Origin of the sequence: Dactylosporangium sp. NPDC050688 (assembly GCF_040654515.1) — a bacterium.
In the GTDB taxonomy this organism is placed as follows: domain Bacteria; phylum Actinomycetota; class Actinomycetes; order Mycobacteriales; family Micromonosporaceae; genus Dactylosporangium.
This window is the reverse complement of record NZ_JBFAIC010000052.1, coordinates 44,114-59,822: the sequence shown is the minus strand read 5'-3', so window position 1 is coordinate 59,822 and position 15,709 is coordinate 44,114. Positions and strand designations below refer to the sequence as shown.

The window sequence follows — 15,709 nt, the reverse complement described above, 5'->3', positions numbered from 1 at the left end:
CATGCCCGGAGGATCTGGGTTCTACACCCGGCCCGTCGTACCGAGTACCATTAAAACCTACCGGTTAGATAGAAATTAGGGGCGGGCATGAACACCACAGTGGTCGTGGGCGGAGGCTGTAGCGGCGCCCTGACGACGATCCATCTCAGCGGCCCCGGGGACCGGGTCGTCCTCGTCGACCCCTCCCCGGCGGACACGCTCGGCCGCGGCGCGGCGTACCGGACGACCGACCCCACGCACCTGCTCAACTCGCGGGCCGCGGCGATGAGCGCGCTCGCCGACGCGCCGGAGGACTTCCTCGACTGGTGCCGCGACCAGGGCCTGCCGATCGGGTCGGCGGACTTCGCGCCGCGCCGGGTGTTCGGCGACTACCTGCACGACCGGCTGCGGCGGGTGGACTTCGAGCACGTCCGCGGGGTGGCGACCCGCCTGGAGGCCGGCCCCCGGTCACTGAGCGTGGTGCTGCGCGGCGGGCAGGTCGTCCCTGCCGACCAGGTCGTGCTCGCCCTCGGCCACGGCGCCCCGGCGGGCCCGCTCGCGATCACCTCGGCGGTGCGCACCCATCCCTACTATGTGGGAAACCCGTGGACCCCGGGTGCGCTGGACCGGGTCCCGGGCGACGTGCCGGTGCTGCTGATCGGCACCGGGCTCACCGCGCTGGACGTGGCGATGTCGCTGAGCGAGCGGGGGCGCCGGGCGCCGCTGCACGCGGTGTCGCGCCGCGGGCTGCTCCCCCAGCCGCACCTGGAGACCCAGCCGAAGGCGACCGGGAGCTTCGCCCACGACGGATCCGACGCCGGCGGCCTGCTGCGGGCGGTGCGGCGGTACGCGGCGAGCGAGCCCGACTGGCGCTGCGCCGTCGACACGCTGCGCCCCCAGCTCGACCGGCTGTGGTGGCAGCTGTCCGTCGACGCGCGGCGCCGGTTCCTGCAACACCTCGCCGCATACTGGGAGGTGCACCGGCACCGGATGGCGCCGACGGTCGCGGCGCGGGTCGCCGCGCTGCGCGACAGCGGTGCCCTGTTCACGCACGCCGCGGCGATCCACTCGATCCGGCGCGGCGAGCGTGGCTTCGTCGTCACGCTGCGCTCCAAGCACAAGGACGAGAGCTGGCCGGTCGGCGCGATCGTCAACTGCACCGGCCCCGGCGGCGCTGCCACCAGTACGCTCGGCCGGGCGCTGCTCGACGACGGGCTGGCCCGCCGCGACCCGACCGGGACCGGCCTGGACGTGGACGGCCAGGGCCGCCTCGTCGACCGCGACGGCGCGGCGTCCGACCGCATCCTCGCGATCGGGCCGACCCGCCGCGGCGCCTGGTGGGAGACGACCGCGGTGCCGGAGATCCGGGCCCAGGCGGCCGCCCTCGCCGTCAGAATCCGGGCTGCCGCGCCGGCTCGAGTGCCGGTGGCTGCTTGATCGTCATCACGTGCTCGACGAGGGCGATCAGCACGTCCTTGATCGAGCGGCGGTCCCGGGCGTCGCAGAGCACCACCGGCACCTCCGGATCGAGGTCCAGGGCCTTGCGCACCGCCGCCGCGGTGTGCTGCTGCACCCCGTCGAAGCAGTTGACCGCGACGAGGAACGGCGTGCCGCGCCGCTCGAAGTAGTCCACCGACGGGAAGCAGTCGGTGAGCCGCCGGGTGTCGGCGAGCACGACCGCGCCCAGCGCGCCCAGCGCCAGCTCGTCCCACAGGAACCAGAACCGGTCCTGGCCGGGGGTGCCGAACAGGTACAGCACGATGTCGTCGTTGATGCTGATCCGGCCGAAGTCCATGGCCACCGTCGTGGTGGTCTTGCCCTCCACCCCGTCGACGTCGTCGATGCCGACACCCGCGTTGGTGAGCACCTCCTCCGTCTGCAGGGGACGGATCTCACTGACCGCGCTGACCAGCGTGGTCTTGCCGACGCCGAACCCTCCGGCGATGAGGATCTTCACCGCCAGCGGGATGTGCCCGTCAGAGCGATCGGAGACCATTGACAACCGCCTTGAGAATGCGATCGTCGGGCCGCTGCGGCCCGACGGATTGGTCGTACACAGGTTCGTGCATCTCGATCAAGCCCTGCTGGAGCAGGTCGCCCAGCAGCACGCGCACCACGCCGAGCGCGAGATCGAGGTGTGAGGCGAGCTCCGCGACCGTGACCGGCTCGCGGGTGCGGGCCAGGATCGCATAGTGTTCCGGTTGCAGGTGCCGCGGGCGCCCCGGTCCGTCCGCCGCGTTGACGACGAACGCGACCAGGTCGAAGCCGCCGACGGCGGGCCTGGCCCGCCCGCCCGTCACCGCATACGGGCGCACCACCGGACCGGCCTCGGAGTCGAGCCAGTCGTGATCACCCGGCATCGGACGGTGTGCCCGTTCGTGACGGTGCAGTGAGGTACTGTCCGACCCGGGTCACCAGCATCGCCATCTCGTAGGCGATCACACCGATGTCGGAGTCCGCGGCGCTCAGCACGGCCAGGCAGGCACCTTGCCCGGCGGCCGTGACGAACAGGAACGCGTCGTCCATCTCCACGATCGTCTGGCGGACGGTGCCGCCGTTGAAGTGCCGCCCGGCGCTGCGGGCCAGGCTCTGGAACCCGGAGGCCACCGCCGACAGGTGCTCGGCGTCGTCCCGGCCGAGCCCCGAGGACGCGCCCATGAGCAGCCCGTCGGCGGAGAGCACCACGGCGTGCTGCGCCGACTCGACCCGGTCGACGAGATCGTCGAGGAGCCAGTCGAGCTTGCCGGTGCGACTCGTCGATTGTGCCACCTATGCGTCCCTTTCCGATGTGGGTTGATCGTCGGTGAGCGCCGCGTCCCGGCGTCCCCGGGTGAACCCTGCCTGCAGCGACGTCATCATCGTGCGGGTCTGCTCGGGCGACCTGCCGGCCCCGGCGGAGGCGAACTGCGACGCCGGCACGCCGTCGGCCGTGTGCTCGTCCTCGGGCCGCTCCCGCAGCTGCGGCGCGAGGCTCGCCTGCCGGCGGCGCTTCGGCAGCCCGTCGTCGGTCAGGTCCAGCGGCTGTTCGGGTTGCGGTTGCGCCGGCGGTACGGGGGAAGCCCAGTTCCGCTGCGGCGCCGCCGGGCCCGCGGCGGCCACGACCTCGGCGTCGACGTCGCCGCTGCGGGGGGCCGGCACGCGCGGGGCACGGTCCAGCACCGGCGTGCGGCCCGCCTCGGCCGGCCCGGCGTCCAGCGGGTGGCCCGCCGGGGACGACACGGCGTCCAGCGTGCGGCCGGCGTGGGACAGCGTGCGGCCCGCGTGGGACGGCGCGGCGTCCAGCGTGTGGGTCGACTCCGACGCCGTGACGTCCAGCACCGCGCGGGTGGCGCGGGACGGCTCCGCCCGCCCGGCCTCCGGCTCGCCCGTCACCTCACCGGCGAGCTCGCCGGTGAGCTCGTTGCCGAACTCGTGCCTGGGCTCGTTTCTGGGCTCGTTCCTGAGCTCGTTCCTGAGCTCCGACGGGGTCGACGCGGTCAGCTCCGGGGTCGCGCCCGCGATCAGGTGCGGCGGGATCAGCACGACCGCGGTCACCCCGCCGTACGGCGAGGACCGCAGCGTGACCCGTACCCCGTGCCGGGCGGCCAGCAGCGCCACCACGAACAGCCCCAGCCGGGCGCTGTTGGCGGGGTCGAAGTCCGGCGGGTGCAGCAGCCGCTCGTTGGCCTCCTCGATCGCCTCCGGCGACATGCCCAGGCCACGGTCCTCGATCTCGATCGCGAACCCGTTCGGCACCAGCTGCCCGCTGATCTGCACCCGGGTGTGCGGAGGCGAGTACGACGTGGCGTTCTCGATCACCTCGGCGAGCAGGTGGATGACGTCGGCGACGGCGCGCCCGACCAGCGACGCCTCCGGCAGCGTGAGGAAGCCGACCCGCGCGTAGTCCTCGACCTCGGACACCGCGCCGCGGACCACGTCGACCATCGGCACCGGGTTGCGCCAGCCCCGGCCCGGCGTCGCGCCGGCCAGGATGACCAGGTCCTCGGCGTGGCGGCGCATGCGGGTCGCCAGGTGGTCGACCCGGAACAGGTCCTCCAGCTCCTCCGGGTCCGTGGTGCGCCGCTCCATGCGGTCCAGCAGCGCCAGCTGCCGGTGCAGCAGCGTCTGGCTGCGGCGGGCGATGTTGAGGAACACCTCGTTGAGGCCGCGCCGCAGCTGCGCCTCGTGCGCCGCGGACTCGATCGCGGTGCGCTGCACGGCGCTGAACGCGTTGCCCACCTTGCCGATCTCGTCGGTGCCGTACTCCAGCGGCGGCGCCGCCTCGGCGAGGTCGAGATCCTCACCGCGGCGCAACCGGCCGACGAGCTCCGGCAGCCGCTGGTCGGCGAGGGCCTGCGCGTCCTGCCGCAGCCCGGTCAGCCGGTTGATCAGCGATCGGCCGATCCGGATCGACAGCACCACGGACACCGCGATGGCGAGCAGGCCCAGCACCGCGGCGAGCACCAGCCGCACCACGATGGCCGCACCGACCGGCCCGGCCCGCTCCAGGATCGTGTCACCGAACTGCAGGTCCAGCTTGCGCAGCTGCTCGGCGAGCCGGTCGTACGCGTCCCGCCACGCGATGATGTCGACCGGGATGGCGGCGTTCGGCCTGGCCTCGGCGATGATCCGGTTCTCGAACTCGGTCAGCCGCTTGTGCGCCTCGCCGTCGACGATGTCCCGGTACGTCTGCTGCACCGCCGCCGGCAGCTCCGCCGACTGCTCCGCGTACGCGTTGCGCTTCGCGCCGATCATCGCGATCAGGTCGGCGCTCTCGGTGCGGATGAACTTCCCCGCCGCCGCGGCGCCGTTGACCAGCGAGTCCTCCCGCGCGAGCAGCTCCCGCGCCCGGCTCATCGCGATGTTCGTGCGGGCGTCCTTGCCCAGCTGCGCGTCACTCACCCCGGGCAGCGCGTTGTACCACCGGTAGATCGCATCCATCGGACCGTTGTAGATCTCCATCGCGCCGGACCGGTCGACCTGCCCGAGCGAGATCCCCGCCCGCCCCGACACGATCCCGTCGAGCGCGACCATGATCTCGGCGAGCCGGCCCTTCGCCGCCTCCGGCATCGCCTCCCTGGTCTCGTCCCGCCCGGCGAGGCTGCGGAAGTTGGCGAGCGCCGCGTCGGACTTGCGCCGCTGCTCGGCCAGCGTCGTCGCCTCGGGCTTGCCCTCCGCCCGGCCGGCCCCCAGGTACACCTGGGACAGCTTGCGCTCCCGCTGCAGCTCGACGATCACCATCTCGGCGGGCTCGGCGGCCAGCTCGTAGTACGTCTGCGCGTCGAACAGCTCCACCACCGCGTTCGACGTCAGGTTGGTCGCGAAGACCCACAGCACGACGAGCGACAACAGCGGCGGCAGCAGCAGGGTGACGATCTTGGCGCGGATCGACCACGTGCGGATTCTCCACGTGCGGGCCTTCATGTGATCCTCGTGGGTCGCGTCGACAAGGGGGGTGGCGCGTCTCGGGCATGATACGGACACACAGGCGAGGAAGTCACCAACAAGGTCGTCCACGTCCCAAACCCGGCTCGCCCGTGATCTCCCTCCCGCCCTCCTTCTCGCCCCGGTGTGCTTTCCCACGCCCCGGGCAGGGCGCCCGGTATGCGAGGTAGACGGTGGATTTTCGCGATCTGCGCCTGGACCGCGTGTACGGCGGCCCTCAGCATGTTCGGCGTCGGCAGGGTCGAGGCCGTCCGCACGGCACTGCTGGCCTCGATCACCCGCGTCCCGGCCCCGGCCGCGACCCCCTCCGCCGCCCCGTCCTCGTCGCCCACCTCGGGCGTGCCGAAGCTCCTGCGCACCCCCGGCGGCAACATCGCCGCCCGCTGCGACGCCGGCATGGTCTGGGCCGACAGCCTGAGCCCGGCGTTCGGCTTCCGCATCGAGGGCGCCCAGCAGGGCCCCGGCGCCGAGTACCGTCTCACCTTCCGCTCCGACACCCAGGTCATCCACGTCGCCGTCCGCTGCAAGGACCGGACCCCGGAAGCCCAGCTCAGCTGACGGCCGCCATGACCCGCGACTCCTGACGGCCGCCATGCCCGCGGGCGGCCGCCGCGGAGTGCCGGGTCAGGCAGGGATGATGGTCAGGCCGGCCCGCTGGGTGGTGGTCAGCGCCAGGTCGCGGGCGCGGATGGCGGCGCAGCGCTGGGCGGTGGCGGCGGCCTCCGCGACCGGGGCGCCGGCGAGCTGGGCGAGGACGAAGCCGGCGACGTACGCGGACCGGTTGCGCGGCCCCGGCGCGGCCGAGGTGTGCACGGTGTCGGCGTCCTGGCTGACGACGACCGCCCCGTCGGCGTCCAGCGCGACGGACACGACGGCCGCGGCGGTCGAGCGCAGGAGCATGCCGCGGGCCGCGGTGACGGCGGCGGCGTTGGTACCTTCGACGACCCCGCTGACCGTGTCCAGGGTGGGCGTGACCAGGTCGGGGCCGAGGTGTGCCCACGGGGCCAGGTCGAGCGCGTCGACGGCGAGCAGCCGCACGTCCAGGCGCCGGGCCGCCAGCAGCGCGCGGACGGCGGAGCCGAGGGTGCCCCCGCCCAGGTCGCACACGACGACCGCCTCGGGGGCCTCGGCGAGCGACTCGTCGAGGCGTTGCCGCAGCGTCTCCGCCGCGGTCCCGCCGAGCGGGGTCGTGTCGCCGTCGTCGAAGCGGGCGATCACCTGGCCGGCGGCGATGAGGCGGCGTTTGGTGAGCGTACGCCGGCCGACGGAGACGACCAGGCGGTCCGTGGCACCGCTGTCCCACACCCTGGAGCGCAGGGTGGCGCCCGCGTCGTCGTCGCCGGTCGCGCCGACGACGGTGGTCCGGGCGCCGAGCGCGGTGAGGGCGCCGGCGAGGGCCGCGGCGCCGCCGCCGACCTCCCGGGTCGTGTCCAGCGTGACGACGGGGACCGGCCCCTCCCGGCTCATGCGGGTCGGGGTGCCGTGCAGCCAGCAGTCGAGCACGGCGTCTCCGACGACGAGCACGGGACGGTCCTGCCAGCGGGCGGCGAGCTCGGCGAATCTCACGCGAGGCGACTACCCGGCTCGTAACGGAACATTCCCTGCGACAATCACAGGATCGAACGCGCAGACGTGGCGATGATCGGTGGGGGCATGGCCGGCCTGTCCCTCGCCGCCGAGCTCGCCGAACTTGATGGCCGGCTGGTGGAGCGTGCCGAGGCCGCTGGCGGTCACCGGGAGCGCTTGCGGATCGTGGTGCTGGAGCGGGAGAACCAGTTCGGGTATCACACGACCGGGCGGTCCGTGGCCGCGTTCCTGGAGAGCTACGGCTCGCCTGAGGTCCGGGCGCTGACCCGCGCGTCGCGCACCATCCTCGACGCGCTCGGCGCCGAGTCGGGCACGCCGCTGCTGCGGTCCCGGCCGCTGGTCTGGGTGGCCCGCGAGGACCAGCTCCTGGCGATGAACGCGCTGCTGACCGCCAACCCGGCGCTGCGCGGCACCGACGTCGCGGGCGCGCAGACGCTGTGCCCCGTGCTGCGCCCGTCGGCGGTGGCCCGCGCAGCGGTCGAACGCACCGCGCAGGACATCGACGTCGATGCGCTGCATCAGCAGTACCGCAAACGCGCCGTCGCCGCGGGCGTGCAGCTGCGCACCTCGATCGGCCTGGAGGCCGGCGAGTGGACCGGGCACGGCTGGCGGCTCACCACCGACCGCGGCGACCTGGCGGCCGGGCGGGTCGTCAACGCCGCAGGCGCGTGGGCCGACGCCGTGGCCGGGCGGCTCGGGGTGCGTACGGCCGGGCTGACGCCGATGCGCCGCACCGTGGCGGTCGTGTCCATCGACGGGGTCGCGCCGAGCTGGCCGCTGGTCCTCGATGTCGGCGACGAGTTCTACTTCCGGCCGGAGAGCGGCGGGCTGCTGGTGTCGCCGTGCGACGAGACGCCGTCGCCGCCGGTCGACGCGGTGGCGGAGCCCGAGGACGTGGCCCTGGCGGTGGAGCGGGTCGCCGCCGTGACCACCCTGCCGCTGCGCCGGGTGCGGACCAGCTGGGCGGGGCTGCGCACGTTCGCGCCGGACCGCAACCCGGTCGTCGGGCCGGACCCGGCGCAGGAGGGCTTCTACTGGTTCGCGGGGCAGGGCGGCTTCGGCATCCAGACCGCGCCGGCCCTGGCCCGGCTGGGCGCGGCGGAGCTGCTCGGCGAGCCGTTCGAGATCCCGGGGCTGAAGCACGGCGCCCTGCACCCGAGAGTCTGACGGGCCGGCGCAGCTCATCCGGTCCAGCACGGCGGTTCCGCGGACCGGCCCAGCTCGTCCGCCCCGGCGCGGCGGTTCCACGAGCCGCAGCTTCTCCGGCCCGGCGCGGCGGTTCCGCGAGCCGGCACCGACCGCGCGGCACCGTCGCCGCGCGGCGTTACGCGGGTCGGCGCAGCTCGTCCGGTGCCGCATCCGCGCGCCGCACGCCTGCCAGCCCCGCCACCGTGCCCGGCTCGCGCAGCAGCGCCTGCTCGGCGTCGTCGACGAACGCCAGATCCGCCTCGACGTGCCGGGTCGCCGCCGACAGCAGCAGCCCCACCACCGGGTCGGGCGCCTTGCGCCGCAGGCCGTCGAGGTTGCGCAGCTCGCGCAGCAGGTACGTGCGCTGCTGGCCGAGCACCCTGCGCACGATCTCCGGGTCGCCGGAGCGGGCCGCGGCCGTCACCTTGAGGAAGAAGTCGTCGCGGAAGCCACCGCTGCGCGGGCTCGCCTCGTCCAGCCAGCGCCGCAGCTCACCGCGGCCGGCGTCGGTGATCTCGTACACCACCCGGTCGGGCTTCACCGCCTGCGCGTGCCGCTCGGAGCTGACCATGCCGTCGCGGGAGAGCCGGTCGAGGATCTGGTACAGGTGGCCGATGTTCAGCGGCCCCCACTGCGGCCCCACCGCGGTCTCGAAGGCGCCCTTCAGCTCGTACCCGTAACTGGGTCCGTGCGACAGCAGCGACAGCACCGCGTGGTGGATCGGCATGCCCAGAGCCTACTCGCCCCTTGCATTGTCGCAATGCATTGCGACAGAGTAGGGCCATGACCGCACCGTCGACCGGGGCCGAGCTGTCCGTCACCGGGCTCACGAAACGGTTCCACACCGGTGAGCAGGACATCATGGCCGCCGACGGCCTGACCCTGCGGGTCGAGGCGGGCAGTTTCACCGCGGTCGCCGGCCCGAGCGGCTCGGGCAAGTCGACGCTGCTGCACCTCATCGGCGCGATCGAATCCGCCGACGCCGGCACGGTCGTCGTCGACGGCGTCGAGGTGACGGCCCTGCGGCGGCGCCGGCTGAGCGAGTACCGGCGCACGGTCGGGTTCGTTTTCCAGCGGTACCATCTGCTGCCGGCCCTCACCGCGCTGGACAACGTGATCGCGCCGGTGCTGCCGTTCCGGGTCGGCTTCGACAAGCAGGCACGCGCCCGGGAGCTGCTGGACGCGGTCGGCCTCAGCGGCCGCGAGCGGGCCCTGCCGGCGCAGCTGTCCGGCGGGCAGCAGCAGCGGGTCGCGATCGCGCGGGCGCTGATCGGCTCGCCGAAGCTGCTGCTCGCCGACGAGCCGACCGGCAACCTCGACTCCGCCAATGGCACGCAGATCCTGGACCTGCTGCTCGACCTGCGTGAGCAGCACGGGATGACGGTGCTGCTCGCCACACACGAGCAGCACATCGCGGCCCGGTGCGACCGGTTGCTGCGGCTGGCCGACGGCAAACTCACCGACGACATCGACCTGACCGACGGCGAGGACCCGTCCTCGACGCTCGCTCGCGCCACGCAGCTCCGGCTTTAGACTGATTTCACCCCTTTGCGCAGGTACGATCAACGCCAGGTGCTTGCGGGTTAGGGGTGTGACATGCCGCAACTCGATCTCGGCGTGCTCGCGCAGCCCGAACGGCTCGCCGCGCTGCGGCGCGCACAGGCGCTGCTGGCCTCCTCATCGTCGCCCGTCGACGGGCTGGTCCGGCTCGCGGCGCGCTCTGTCGTGGCGCCGGTCGGGCTGCTGACCCTCGTCGACGACGAGCGGATGCACATCGTCGGCAGGCACGGGCTGCCACCCGACCTCGACCGCGTCCACGCCGAGCCGGCGACCAGCTCCTTCTGCCAGTACGTGGTGGCCGAGAACACCCCGCTGGTGATCAGCGACGCGAGGGACCACCCGGCGCTGCGCGACCTCGGCGCGGTGCAGGACCGGGGCGTCACCGCGTACCTCGGCCAGCCCATCCACGACCTGCACGGCCACACGCTCGGCGCGGTCTGCGTCACCGACTCCGTGCCCCGGCACTGGACCGACGACGACGTCACCGCGGTCGGGGAGTGCGCCGCCATGCTCGAGGTCATGCTGGGCGCCGAGACCAGCCGCCAGGACATCGCGATCGCGGCGGCCGAGACCGACGCGGTGCTGGAGACGGCGCTGGAGGCGTTCGTCGGCATCGAGCTCACCGGGGAGATCACCCGCTGGAACCGGGCCGCGGAGCGCACCTTCGGCTGGTCCGCGCAGGAGGCGATCGGCAAGCAGGTCGACGAGCTGATCATCCCGGAGCGGTTCCGGGCCGCACACCGCGCGGGGCTGACCAGGCTGGCGCGCGGCGGCGCACCGAAGCTCATCGGGCAACGCCTCCAGCTCTACGCGATCAACCGGGCCGGCGACGAGTTCCCGGTCGAGCTCACCCTCAACGTCGTGGAGGGCCCGGCCGGCCGGCACGCGCACGCGTTCGTCTACGACATCAGCGAACGCGTCGCCGCGGAGCGGCAGCTGGCCCGCGAGCGGCACTTCCTCAGCGCCCTGCTCGACAACCTCGACGCCGGCGTGGTCGCCTGCGACGAGCGCGGCCGGCTGATCCTGTTCAACCGCGCCATGCGGGAGATCGCCGGCAGCGACGCCAACCAGTCGACCGTCGAGTCGTGGGGGCAGCACTACCGCACGTACCAGTCGGAGCCGGTCGCCTCGGACGACCTGCCGCTGGTGCGCGCGTTCCACGGCGAGCACGTCCGCGAGGCCGAGGTCGTCGTCCACCTGCCCGGCCGGCCCCGGCGCAGCTTCACCGCCAACGCCCAGCCGATCCGCGACAGCGACGGCAACCGGCTCGGCGCCGTCGCCGCCCTGCACGAGGTCACCGACCGGCGCCGGGCGCAGCGGCTCATCGAGTGCGAGCTGGCGGTGTCGCGCATCCTGGAACAGGCCCCGACGATCGAGGACGCCGGCCCTGAGCTGCTGGGCGCGGTCGCCGGGACGCTGCAGTGGCCGCACGCCGAGCTGTGGCTGGTCGACCGGGTCGGCAACGTCCTGCGCAACGCGGCGATGTGGACGGAGCCCGGCTACGTCATCCCCGAGCCGGGCCCGCTGGCGCCCGGGGTCGGCGTCTCCGGCGTCGCCTGGGAGACCGGCCAGCCCGCCTGGATCCCCGACATCTCCGTCGTCGGCAGCCGGCTCAACGTGCCGTCGCTGGCCCGGCACGGGCTGCGGGTCGGCCTGGCCGTGCCGATCCGCGACGGCGGCGGGGTCACCGGCACGCTGAGCTTCTTCGGCGACGCCGCCGAGGAGCCGGAGGAGTCCCTCATCGCGCTGCTGTCCGGGATCGCCGCGCACGTCGGGCAGTTCCTGGAGCGCCGCCGCGCCGAGGACCTGGCCCTGCAGCTGGCCCGCACGAAGGACGAGTTCATCTCGCTGGTCGGTCACGAGCTGCGCACGCCGTTGACGTCGATCTCGTCGTACACGGAGCTGCTCCTGCACGACAACGACGACGAGACGACCCGGGCCCAGTTCCTGTCGGTCATCGCCCGCAACGCGGAGAACCTCCGGGCCATCATCGACGACCTGCTGGACCTCGCCGGCCTGGAGAGCGGCTACGTCTCGCTGGTCGAGCGGCCGCTGGACTTCGCCGCCGTGGTCCGGGCCAGCACCGAGACCGGCACCCGCGCCGCCCTCGAGAAGGACATCGACATGCGGGTCACGCTGCCCGACGGCCCCGCCCCCGTCGCCGGCGACCAGCCGCGGCTGCGCAAGGTCGTGGACCACCTGGTCACCAACGCGGTGAAGTTCACCCCCGCCGGCGGCCGGGTCGAGATCGAGCTGGTCCGCGACACCGCCGGGGTCGACCTGCGGGTCACCGACACCGGCGTCGGCATCCCCGAGGAGGAGCGCTCCCGGCTCTTCGAACGCTTCTTCCGCGGCTCCAACATCCGCAGCCTCGGCCTGCCCGGCACCGGCCTCGGCCTGGCCATCAGCCGCACCGTCATCGAGCGGCACGGCGGCACGATCACCGTCACCGATCACGGCGACAAACCGGGCACGACCTTCCTCGTCCGGTTGCCGTCCCTGTAGACCGAGGCACAATGGTTGCTGATGCAACTACAACGATTGACCTTGATGTTCGTGGCGAGCGCCCTGGTGCTCGCCGGCTGTGGCGACCCCGCCCCCTCCTGGAAGGGTGGCGGCGGCTCCGGTACGGCGGCCGCTGCCACCGTCAAGGTGACGACGCCCACCGACGGCGCGCGGGACGTGTCGACGGCCACCTCGATCGTCTACGAGTCGTCCGCCGATGCGACGGTTACCCTGCAGGACGCGGCCGGGACGGCCATCGAGGGCGCCCCATTGTCACCGAATTCTTCCGGTTCATCCCCGTCTGCGGCGCCCAGCGGCGTGGAGTGGATGCCGGCGAAGCAGCTCAAGTACGGCACCGAGTACACGGCCACGGTCACCGCCGGCTCCACCAAGAGCACGGTGAAGTTCACCACCATGGCCAAGCCGGCCAGCCTCGCCCGCACCACCAGCCAGATCGGCGACGGCCAGGTCGTCGGCGTCGGCATGCCCATGATCCTGTCCTTCGGCGTCGACATCCCGAAGGACAAGCGCGCCGGCATCCAGAAGCGCCTGCTCATGTCCTCGGACCCGCCCCAGGAGGGCGTCTGGAACTGGTTCTCCGCCAAGGAGATCCACTACCGCCCGAAGGAGTACTGGCAGCCCGGCACCAAACTCAGCCTGCGCGCCGCCGTCGGCGGAGTGTCCTTCGGCGGCAAGTCGTACGGCGAGAAAGACCTCACCGTCGACGCCACCGTGGGCAAGAAGCTGATCATGGAGGTCGACAACGCCACCAAGCAGATGACCGTCACCGAGGACGGCGTGCTGCTCAAGACGATGCCCGTGTCCCTGGGCAAGCCCAGCAACCCCTCCGACAGCGGCAACTTCATCGTCATGGTGAAGAACGAGTGGGAGTGGTTCGACTCCTCCACCTACGGCGTCCCGGTCGACTCCCCCGACGGCTACCGCACCAAGGTCGAGTACCCGCAGCGGATCACCTGGAGCGGCCAGTACATCCACGCCGCCCCCTGGTCGGTCAAGGACCAGGGCAAGCGCAACGTCTCCCACGGCTGCGTCAACATCTCCCTCGAGCTGGCAAAATGGCTGTACAGCGTGACCCACATCGGCGACCCCGTCATCGTCAAGGGCACCGAGGAGCGCGTGAAGTACGGCGACGGCTGGACCGACTGGGAGCTCTCCTGGGACGAGTACCGCAAGGGCAGCGCACTCTGAGCACTCCTCCGGTGGCCGTTTTGGCTGGCCGGGTGGGGACCTGGTAACCTGATTCATCGCGCACGGTGACGCGTCCCTGTTGCTTGCGCTTCAACGTTTCCAACCCGAGCTAACAAGACGAGGTCTGTCGCGTGGCGAACATCAAGTCCCAGATCAAGCGCAACCGGCAGAACGAGAAGCGCCGCCTGCGCAACAAGTCGGTCAAGTCGTCGCTGAAGACGGCGATCCGCAAATTCCACGAGGCGACCGCCGCCGGCGACACCGAGGCCGCCACGACGCTGCTCCGCGCCGCGTCGCGCAAGCTGGACCAGGCCGCCAGCAAGGGCGTCATCCACAAGAACCAGGCCGCCAACCGCAAGTCGGCGATCACCAAGAAGCTGGGCTCGCTGGCCGCCTGAGCGGTCACCACACCTCGTACTGCCGAAAAGCGCCGCCCCACCCGGGCGGCGCTTTCGCTGTGCCCTGACCCCGCCGCCGCCCTCTGCGGTTCTGGCCGCGAGTTCACCCTCCACCGCCGGACCAGCGCGCGTTGCCTGCAGCAAGCACAACCCGGTGGATCGCTGTGCGCCGGCAAACAGGGATCCACCGGGTTCCAGCAATCCACCGGGTTGTACCCGTGGTCCACCGAGTGCACCCACATCGGCAGGCACGGCACCCGCTCTCGCAACGAAGTCAGCCCTGATCCCGCCGCCGTGCTGCTGCACCGCTGCTGCACCGCTGCTGTGCCGCTGTGCCCTGGCGAGCGCTGCGCCGCTCCCCGCCTCGCCGGGCGCTTCGCCTCTCTGAACACCGATGAGCCGGAGGACCCGGGGCCAGCACCCCACGATCCTCCGGCTCATCATCTATGTCCCCAGACACGTACACCGCAGCGGCCGTCCTCCAGCCGGCCACAGCGGGACCACCCGGGTCAGGTGACGCATCTCCAGAGCTCGGCCACCGCAGCCGGTGCCCCCGGCCGACGTGACCCACGCTGCCGTCAGGCGAAGCGGCCCTGGTTGAACCCCCCGGTCCGCTGCCTGGTCAGGTCGTCGTCGGCGCGCCATGGACGCTCGGCGTGCCGGCCCGACTGGAACTGCCCCGACGGGAAGTGCCCGGTGTCGTCCGCCCTGCGCCGGCCACCCGGCTGCCGCTGCGCGTGCCGGCCACCGGTGGCGTCCCGGTTCCCGGTGCGGCCGCTGTCGACGGGCCGGGTCGGATCGTTCGGGTCGGCGTCGGCGGCGGGCTCGTACCCGCTCCACGCCGCCTGTCCCGCGGCCCAGCCGGTCTGTGCACCCCGGTTGGGCGCGGCACCCCACTGCGCCTGGTCCGCCCAGCCGGTCTCGTCGTCCCAGTCCGCCCACGGGTCCACCGGCTCACCGTGCGCCGCCGTCCCGCTGCCGCGCCCGGTCCAAGCGGCCCGGTCTCCCCACACGGTCTCGTCACCCCAGTTGGCCTGCCCGCCGCCGGTGCTCGCCGGACCGGCCCAGGCCGCCTCACTGCCCCGGCCCGCGGCGGTGTCCTCGCCCCACGCCTGCCTCGTGTCGCCGGTCGACCCCGGCTCGACCCGGACCGGGTGCCCGCTCCACTGACCGTCGTTCTGCCGCATCCCACGCCCGCGCCCGTCGGTGACCTCCTCAGCGTCCCGCGCCCGCCCGTCGTCACCCCAGGCAGCCTGACCCGAGCCGGCCTGCACATAACCGGAGCCGACCTGCGAGTGACCGGCGCCAGCCTGCGAGTGGCCGAAGCCAGCCTGCGAGTGGCCAGAGCTGGCCTGCGCCTCCCGCTCGAAGCCGGCGCCCTGCTCCCAACCGGCGGGCGCGGCCCGGTCCCAGCTCTGCCCGTCGTCCTCGCGGTCCCAGGCCTGCGCATCGCGGCCCGGCCCATCCTGCCCGACATAGCCAGCCTGCCCGGAGAAACCAGCCTGGTCGGAGAAGCCAGCCTGGTCGGCATAACCGGCCTGGCCGGCTTGACCGGTGTAGTCGGCCCGCCCGGCGTAGTCAGCTTGGCCGGCGTAGTCAGCTTGGCCGGCGTAGTCAGCTTGGCCGGCGTAGTCAGCTTGGCCGGCGTAGTCGGCCTGATCGGTGTAAGCGACCTGGCCGGCCTCACCGAACTGGCCTCCCTGGCGGGCACGACCCTGCTGGTCCCAGTGCTGGGCGGCCTGACCGTCCTGGCCCCAACCGTGGGCGTGCTGGCCGTCCTGCCCCCAGTCCTGGCCGCGGTCGTGCCCCCAGCCAACCTGAGCGTGGCCGGCCCGGTCCCAGACCTCGGTGGTCTGGTC

General features: G+C 73.0%; 13 protein-coding genes. 7 read left to right on the top strand and 6 right to left on the bottom strand.

Annotated elements, in window-relative coordinates; translation table 11 throughout:
- The first annotated feature begins 87 nt into the window (after nucleotides 1-87).
- On the top strand, nucleotides 88-1,416 hold the full coding sequence (locus AB0H83_RS36460) for an FAD/NAD(P)-binding protein (RefSeq protein ID WP_360103194.1): 1,329 nt from the start codon (nucleotides 88-90) through the stop codon (nucleotides 1,414-1,416).
- On the opposite strand, the gene AB0H83_RS36455 is transcribed toward AB0H83_RS36460, so the two are convergent.
- Genes AB0H83_RS36455 through AB0H83_RS36440 form a run of 4 tightly spaced genes read right to left on the bottom strand, consistent with a single transcriptional unit; the run spans nucleotide 1,370 to nucleotide 5,382 of the window.
- Nucleotides 1,370-1,975 carry an ATP/GTP-binding protein gene (locus AB0H83_RS36455; protein WP_360103192.1) on the bottom strand — a complete coding sequence of 202 codons (606 nt, stop codon included), beginning with the start codon at nucleotides 1,973-1,975 and terminating at the stop codon, nucleotides 1,370-1,372. The two genes, AB0H83_RS36460 and AB0H83_RS36455, sit on opposite strands and share 47 nt — an antisense overlap.
- Complete coding sequence (locus AB0H83_RS36450; RefSeq protein ID WP_360103190.1) at nucleotides 1,956-2,339, bottom strand: DUF742 domain-containing protein; 384 nt, start codon at nucleotides 2,337-2,339, stop codon at nucleotides 1,956-1,958. Before AB0H83_RS36450 ends, AB0H83_RS36455 begins: the two co-directional genes overlap by 20 nt.
- Nucleotides 2,329-2,748 carry a roadblock/LC7 domain-containing protein gene (locus tag AB0H83_RS36445; protein ID WP_360103188.1) on the bottom strand — a complete coding sequence of 140 codons (420 nt, stop codon included), beginning with the start codon at nucleotides 2,746-2,748 and terminating at the stop codon, nucleotides 2,329-2,331. Before AB0H83_RS36445 ends, AB0H83_RS36450 begins: the two co-directional genes overlap by 11 nt.
- A complete protein-coding gene (locus AB0H83_RS36440) occupies nucleotides 2,749-5,382 on the bottom strand; it encodes a nitrate- and nitrite sensing domain-containing protein (RefSeq protein WP_360103186.1) in 2,634 nt (877 codons plus the stop codon).
- 180 nt (nucleotides 5,383-5,562) lie between these two features.
- Here AB0H83_RS36440 and AB0H83_RS36435 point away from each other — a divergent pair, with 180 nt between their 5' ends.
- Nucleotides 5,563-5,961: a hypothetical protein gene (locus AB0H83_RS36435; RefSeq protein WP_360103184.1), complete on the top strand. Its 399-nt coding sequence runs from the start codon at nucleotides 5,563-5,565 to the stop codon at nucleotides 5,959-5,961.
- 66 nt (nucleotides 5,962-6,027) lie between these two features.
- Here the strand turns inward: AB0H83_RS36435 and AB0H83_RS36430 are convergent, their stop codons facing one another.
- A complete protein-coding gene (locus AB0H83_RS36430; protein ID WP_360103182.1) occupies nucleotides 6,028-6,969 on the bottom strand; it encodes a PfkB family carbohydrate kinase in 942 nt (313 codons plus the stop codon).
- A 72-nt stretch (nucleotides 6,970-7,041) separates the two neighbouring features.
- Here AB0H83_RS36430 and AB0H83_RS36425 point away from each other — a divergent pair, with 72 nt between their 5' ends.
- Nucleotides 7,042-8,157, top strand: coding sequence for an FAD-binding oxidoreductase (locus AB0H83_RS36425; RefSeq protein ID WP_360103238.1), 1,116 nt, complete (start codon nucleotides 7,042-7,044; stop codon nucleotides 8,155-8,157).
- Nucleotides 8,158-8,314: 157 nt separating this feature from the next.
- Here AB0H83_RS36425 and AB0H83_RS36420 read toward each other — a convergent pair whose 3' ends face one another.
- Complete coding sequence (locus AB0H83_RS36420) at nucleotides 8,315-8,905, bottom strand: helix-turn-helix transcriptional regulator (RefSeq protein WP_360103180.1); 591 nt, start codon at nucleotides 8,903-8,905, stop codon at nucleotides 8,315-8,317.
- 134 nt (nucleotides 8,906-9,039) lie between these two features.
- Here AB0H83_RS36420 and AB0H83_RS36415 point away from each other — a divergent pair, with 134 nt between their 5' ends.
- The 4 genes from AB0H83_RS36415 to rpsT all read left to right on the top strand — a co-directional run bounded on the left by AB0H83_RS36415 (nucleotide 9,040) and on the right by rpsT (nucleotide 13,850).
- Complete coding sequence (locus AB0H83_RS36415) at nucleotides 9,040-9,711, top strand: ABC transporter ATP-binding protein (RefSeq protein ID WP_360103236.1); 672 nt, start codon at nucleotides 9,040-9,042, stop codon at nucleotides 9,709-9,711.
- Nucleotides 9,712-9,774: 63 nt separating this feature from the next.
- On the top strand, nucleotides 9,775-12,243 hold the full coding sequence (locus AB0H83_RS36410; RefSeq protein ID WP_360103178.1) for an ATP-binding protein: 2,469 nt from the start codon (nucleotides 9,775-9,777) through the stop codon (nucleotides 12,241-12,243).
- A 21-nt stretch (nucleotides 12,244-12,264) separates the two neighbouring features.
- Complete coding sequence (locus AB0H83_RS36405) at nucleotides 12,265-13,452, top strand: Ig-like domain-containing protein (RefSeq protein WP_360103176.1); 1,188 nt, start codon at nucleotides 12,265-12,267, stop codon at nucleotides 13,450-13,452.
- Between the two features lie 131 nt (nucleotides 13,453-13,583).
- A complete protein-coding gene (gene rpsT, locus AB0H83_RS36400; protein ID WP_033365494.1) occupies nucleotides 13,584-13,850 on the top strand; it encodes a 30S ribosomal protein S20 in 267 nt (88 codons plus the stop codon).
- Nucleotides 13,851-15,709: the final 1,859 nt, after the last annotated feature.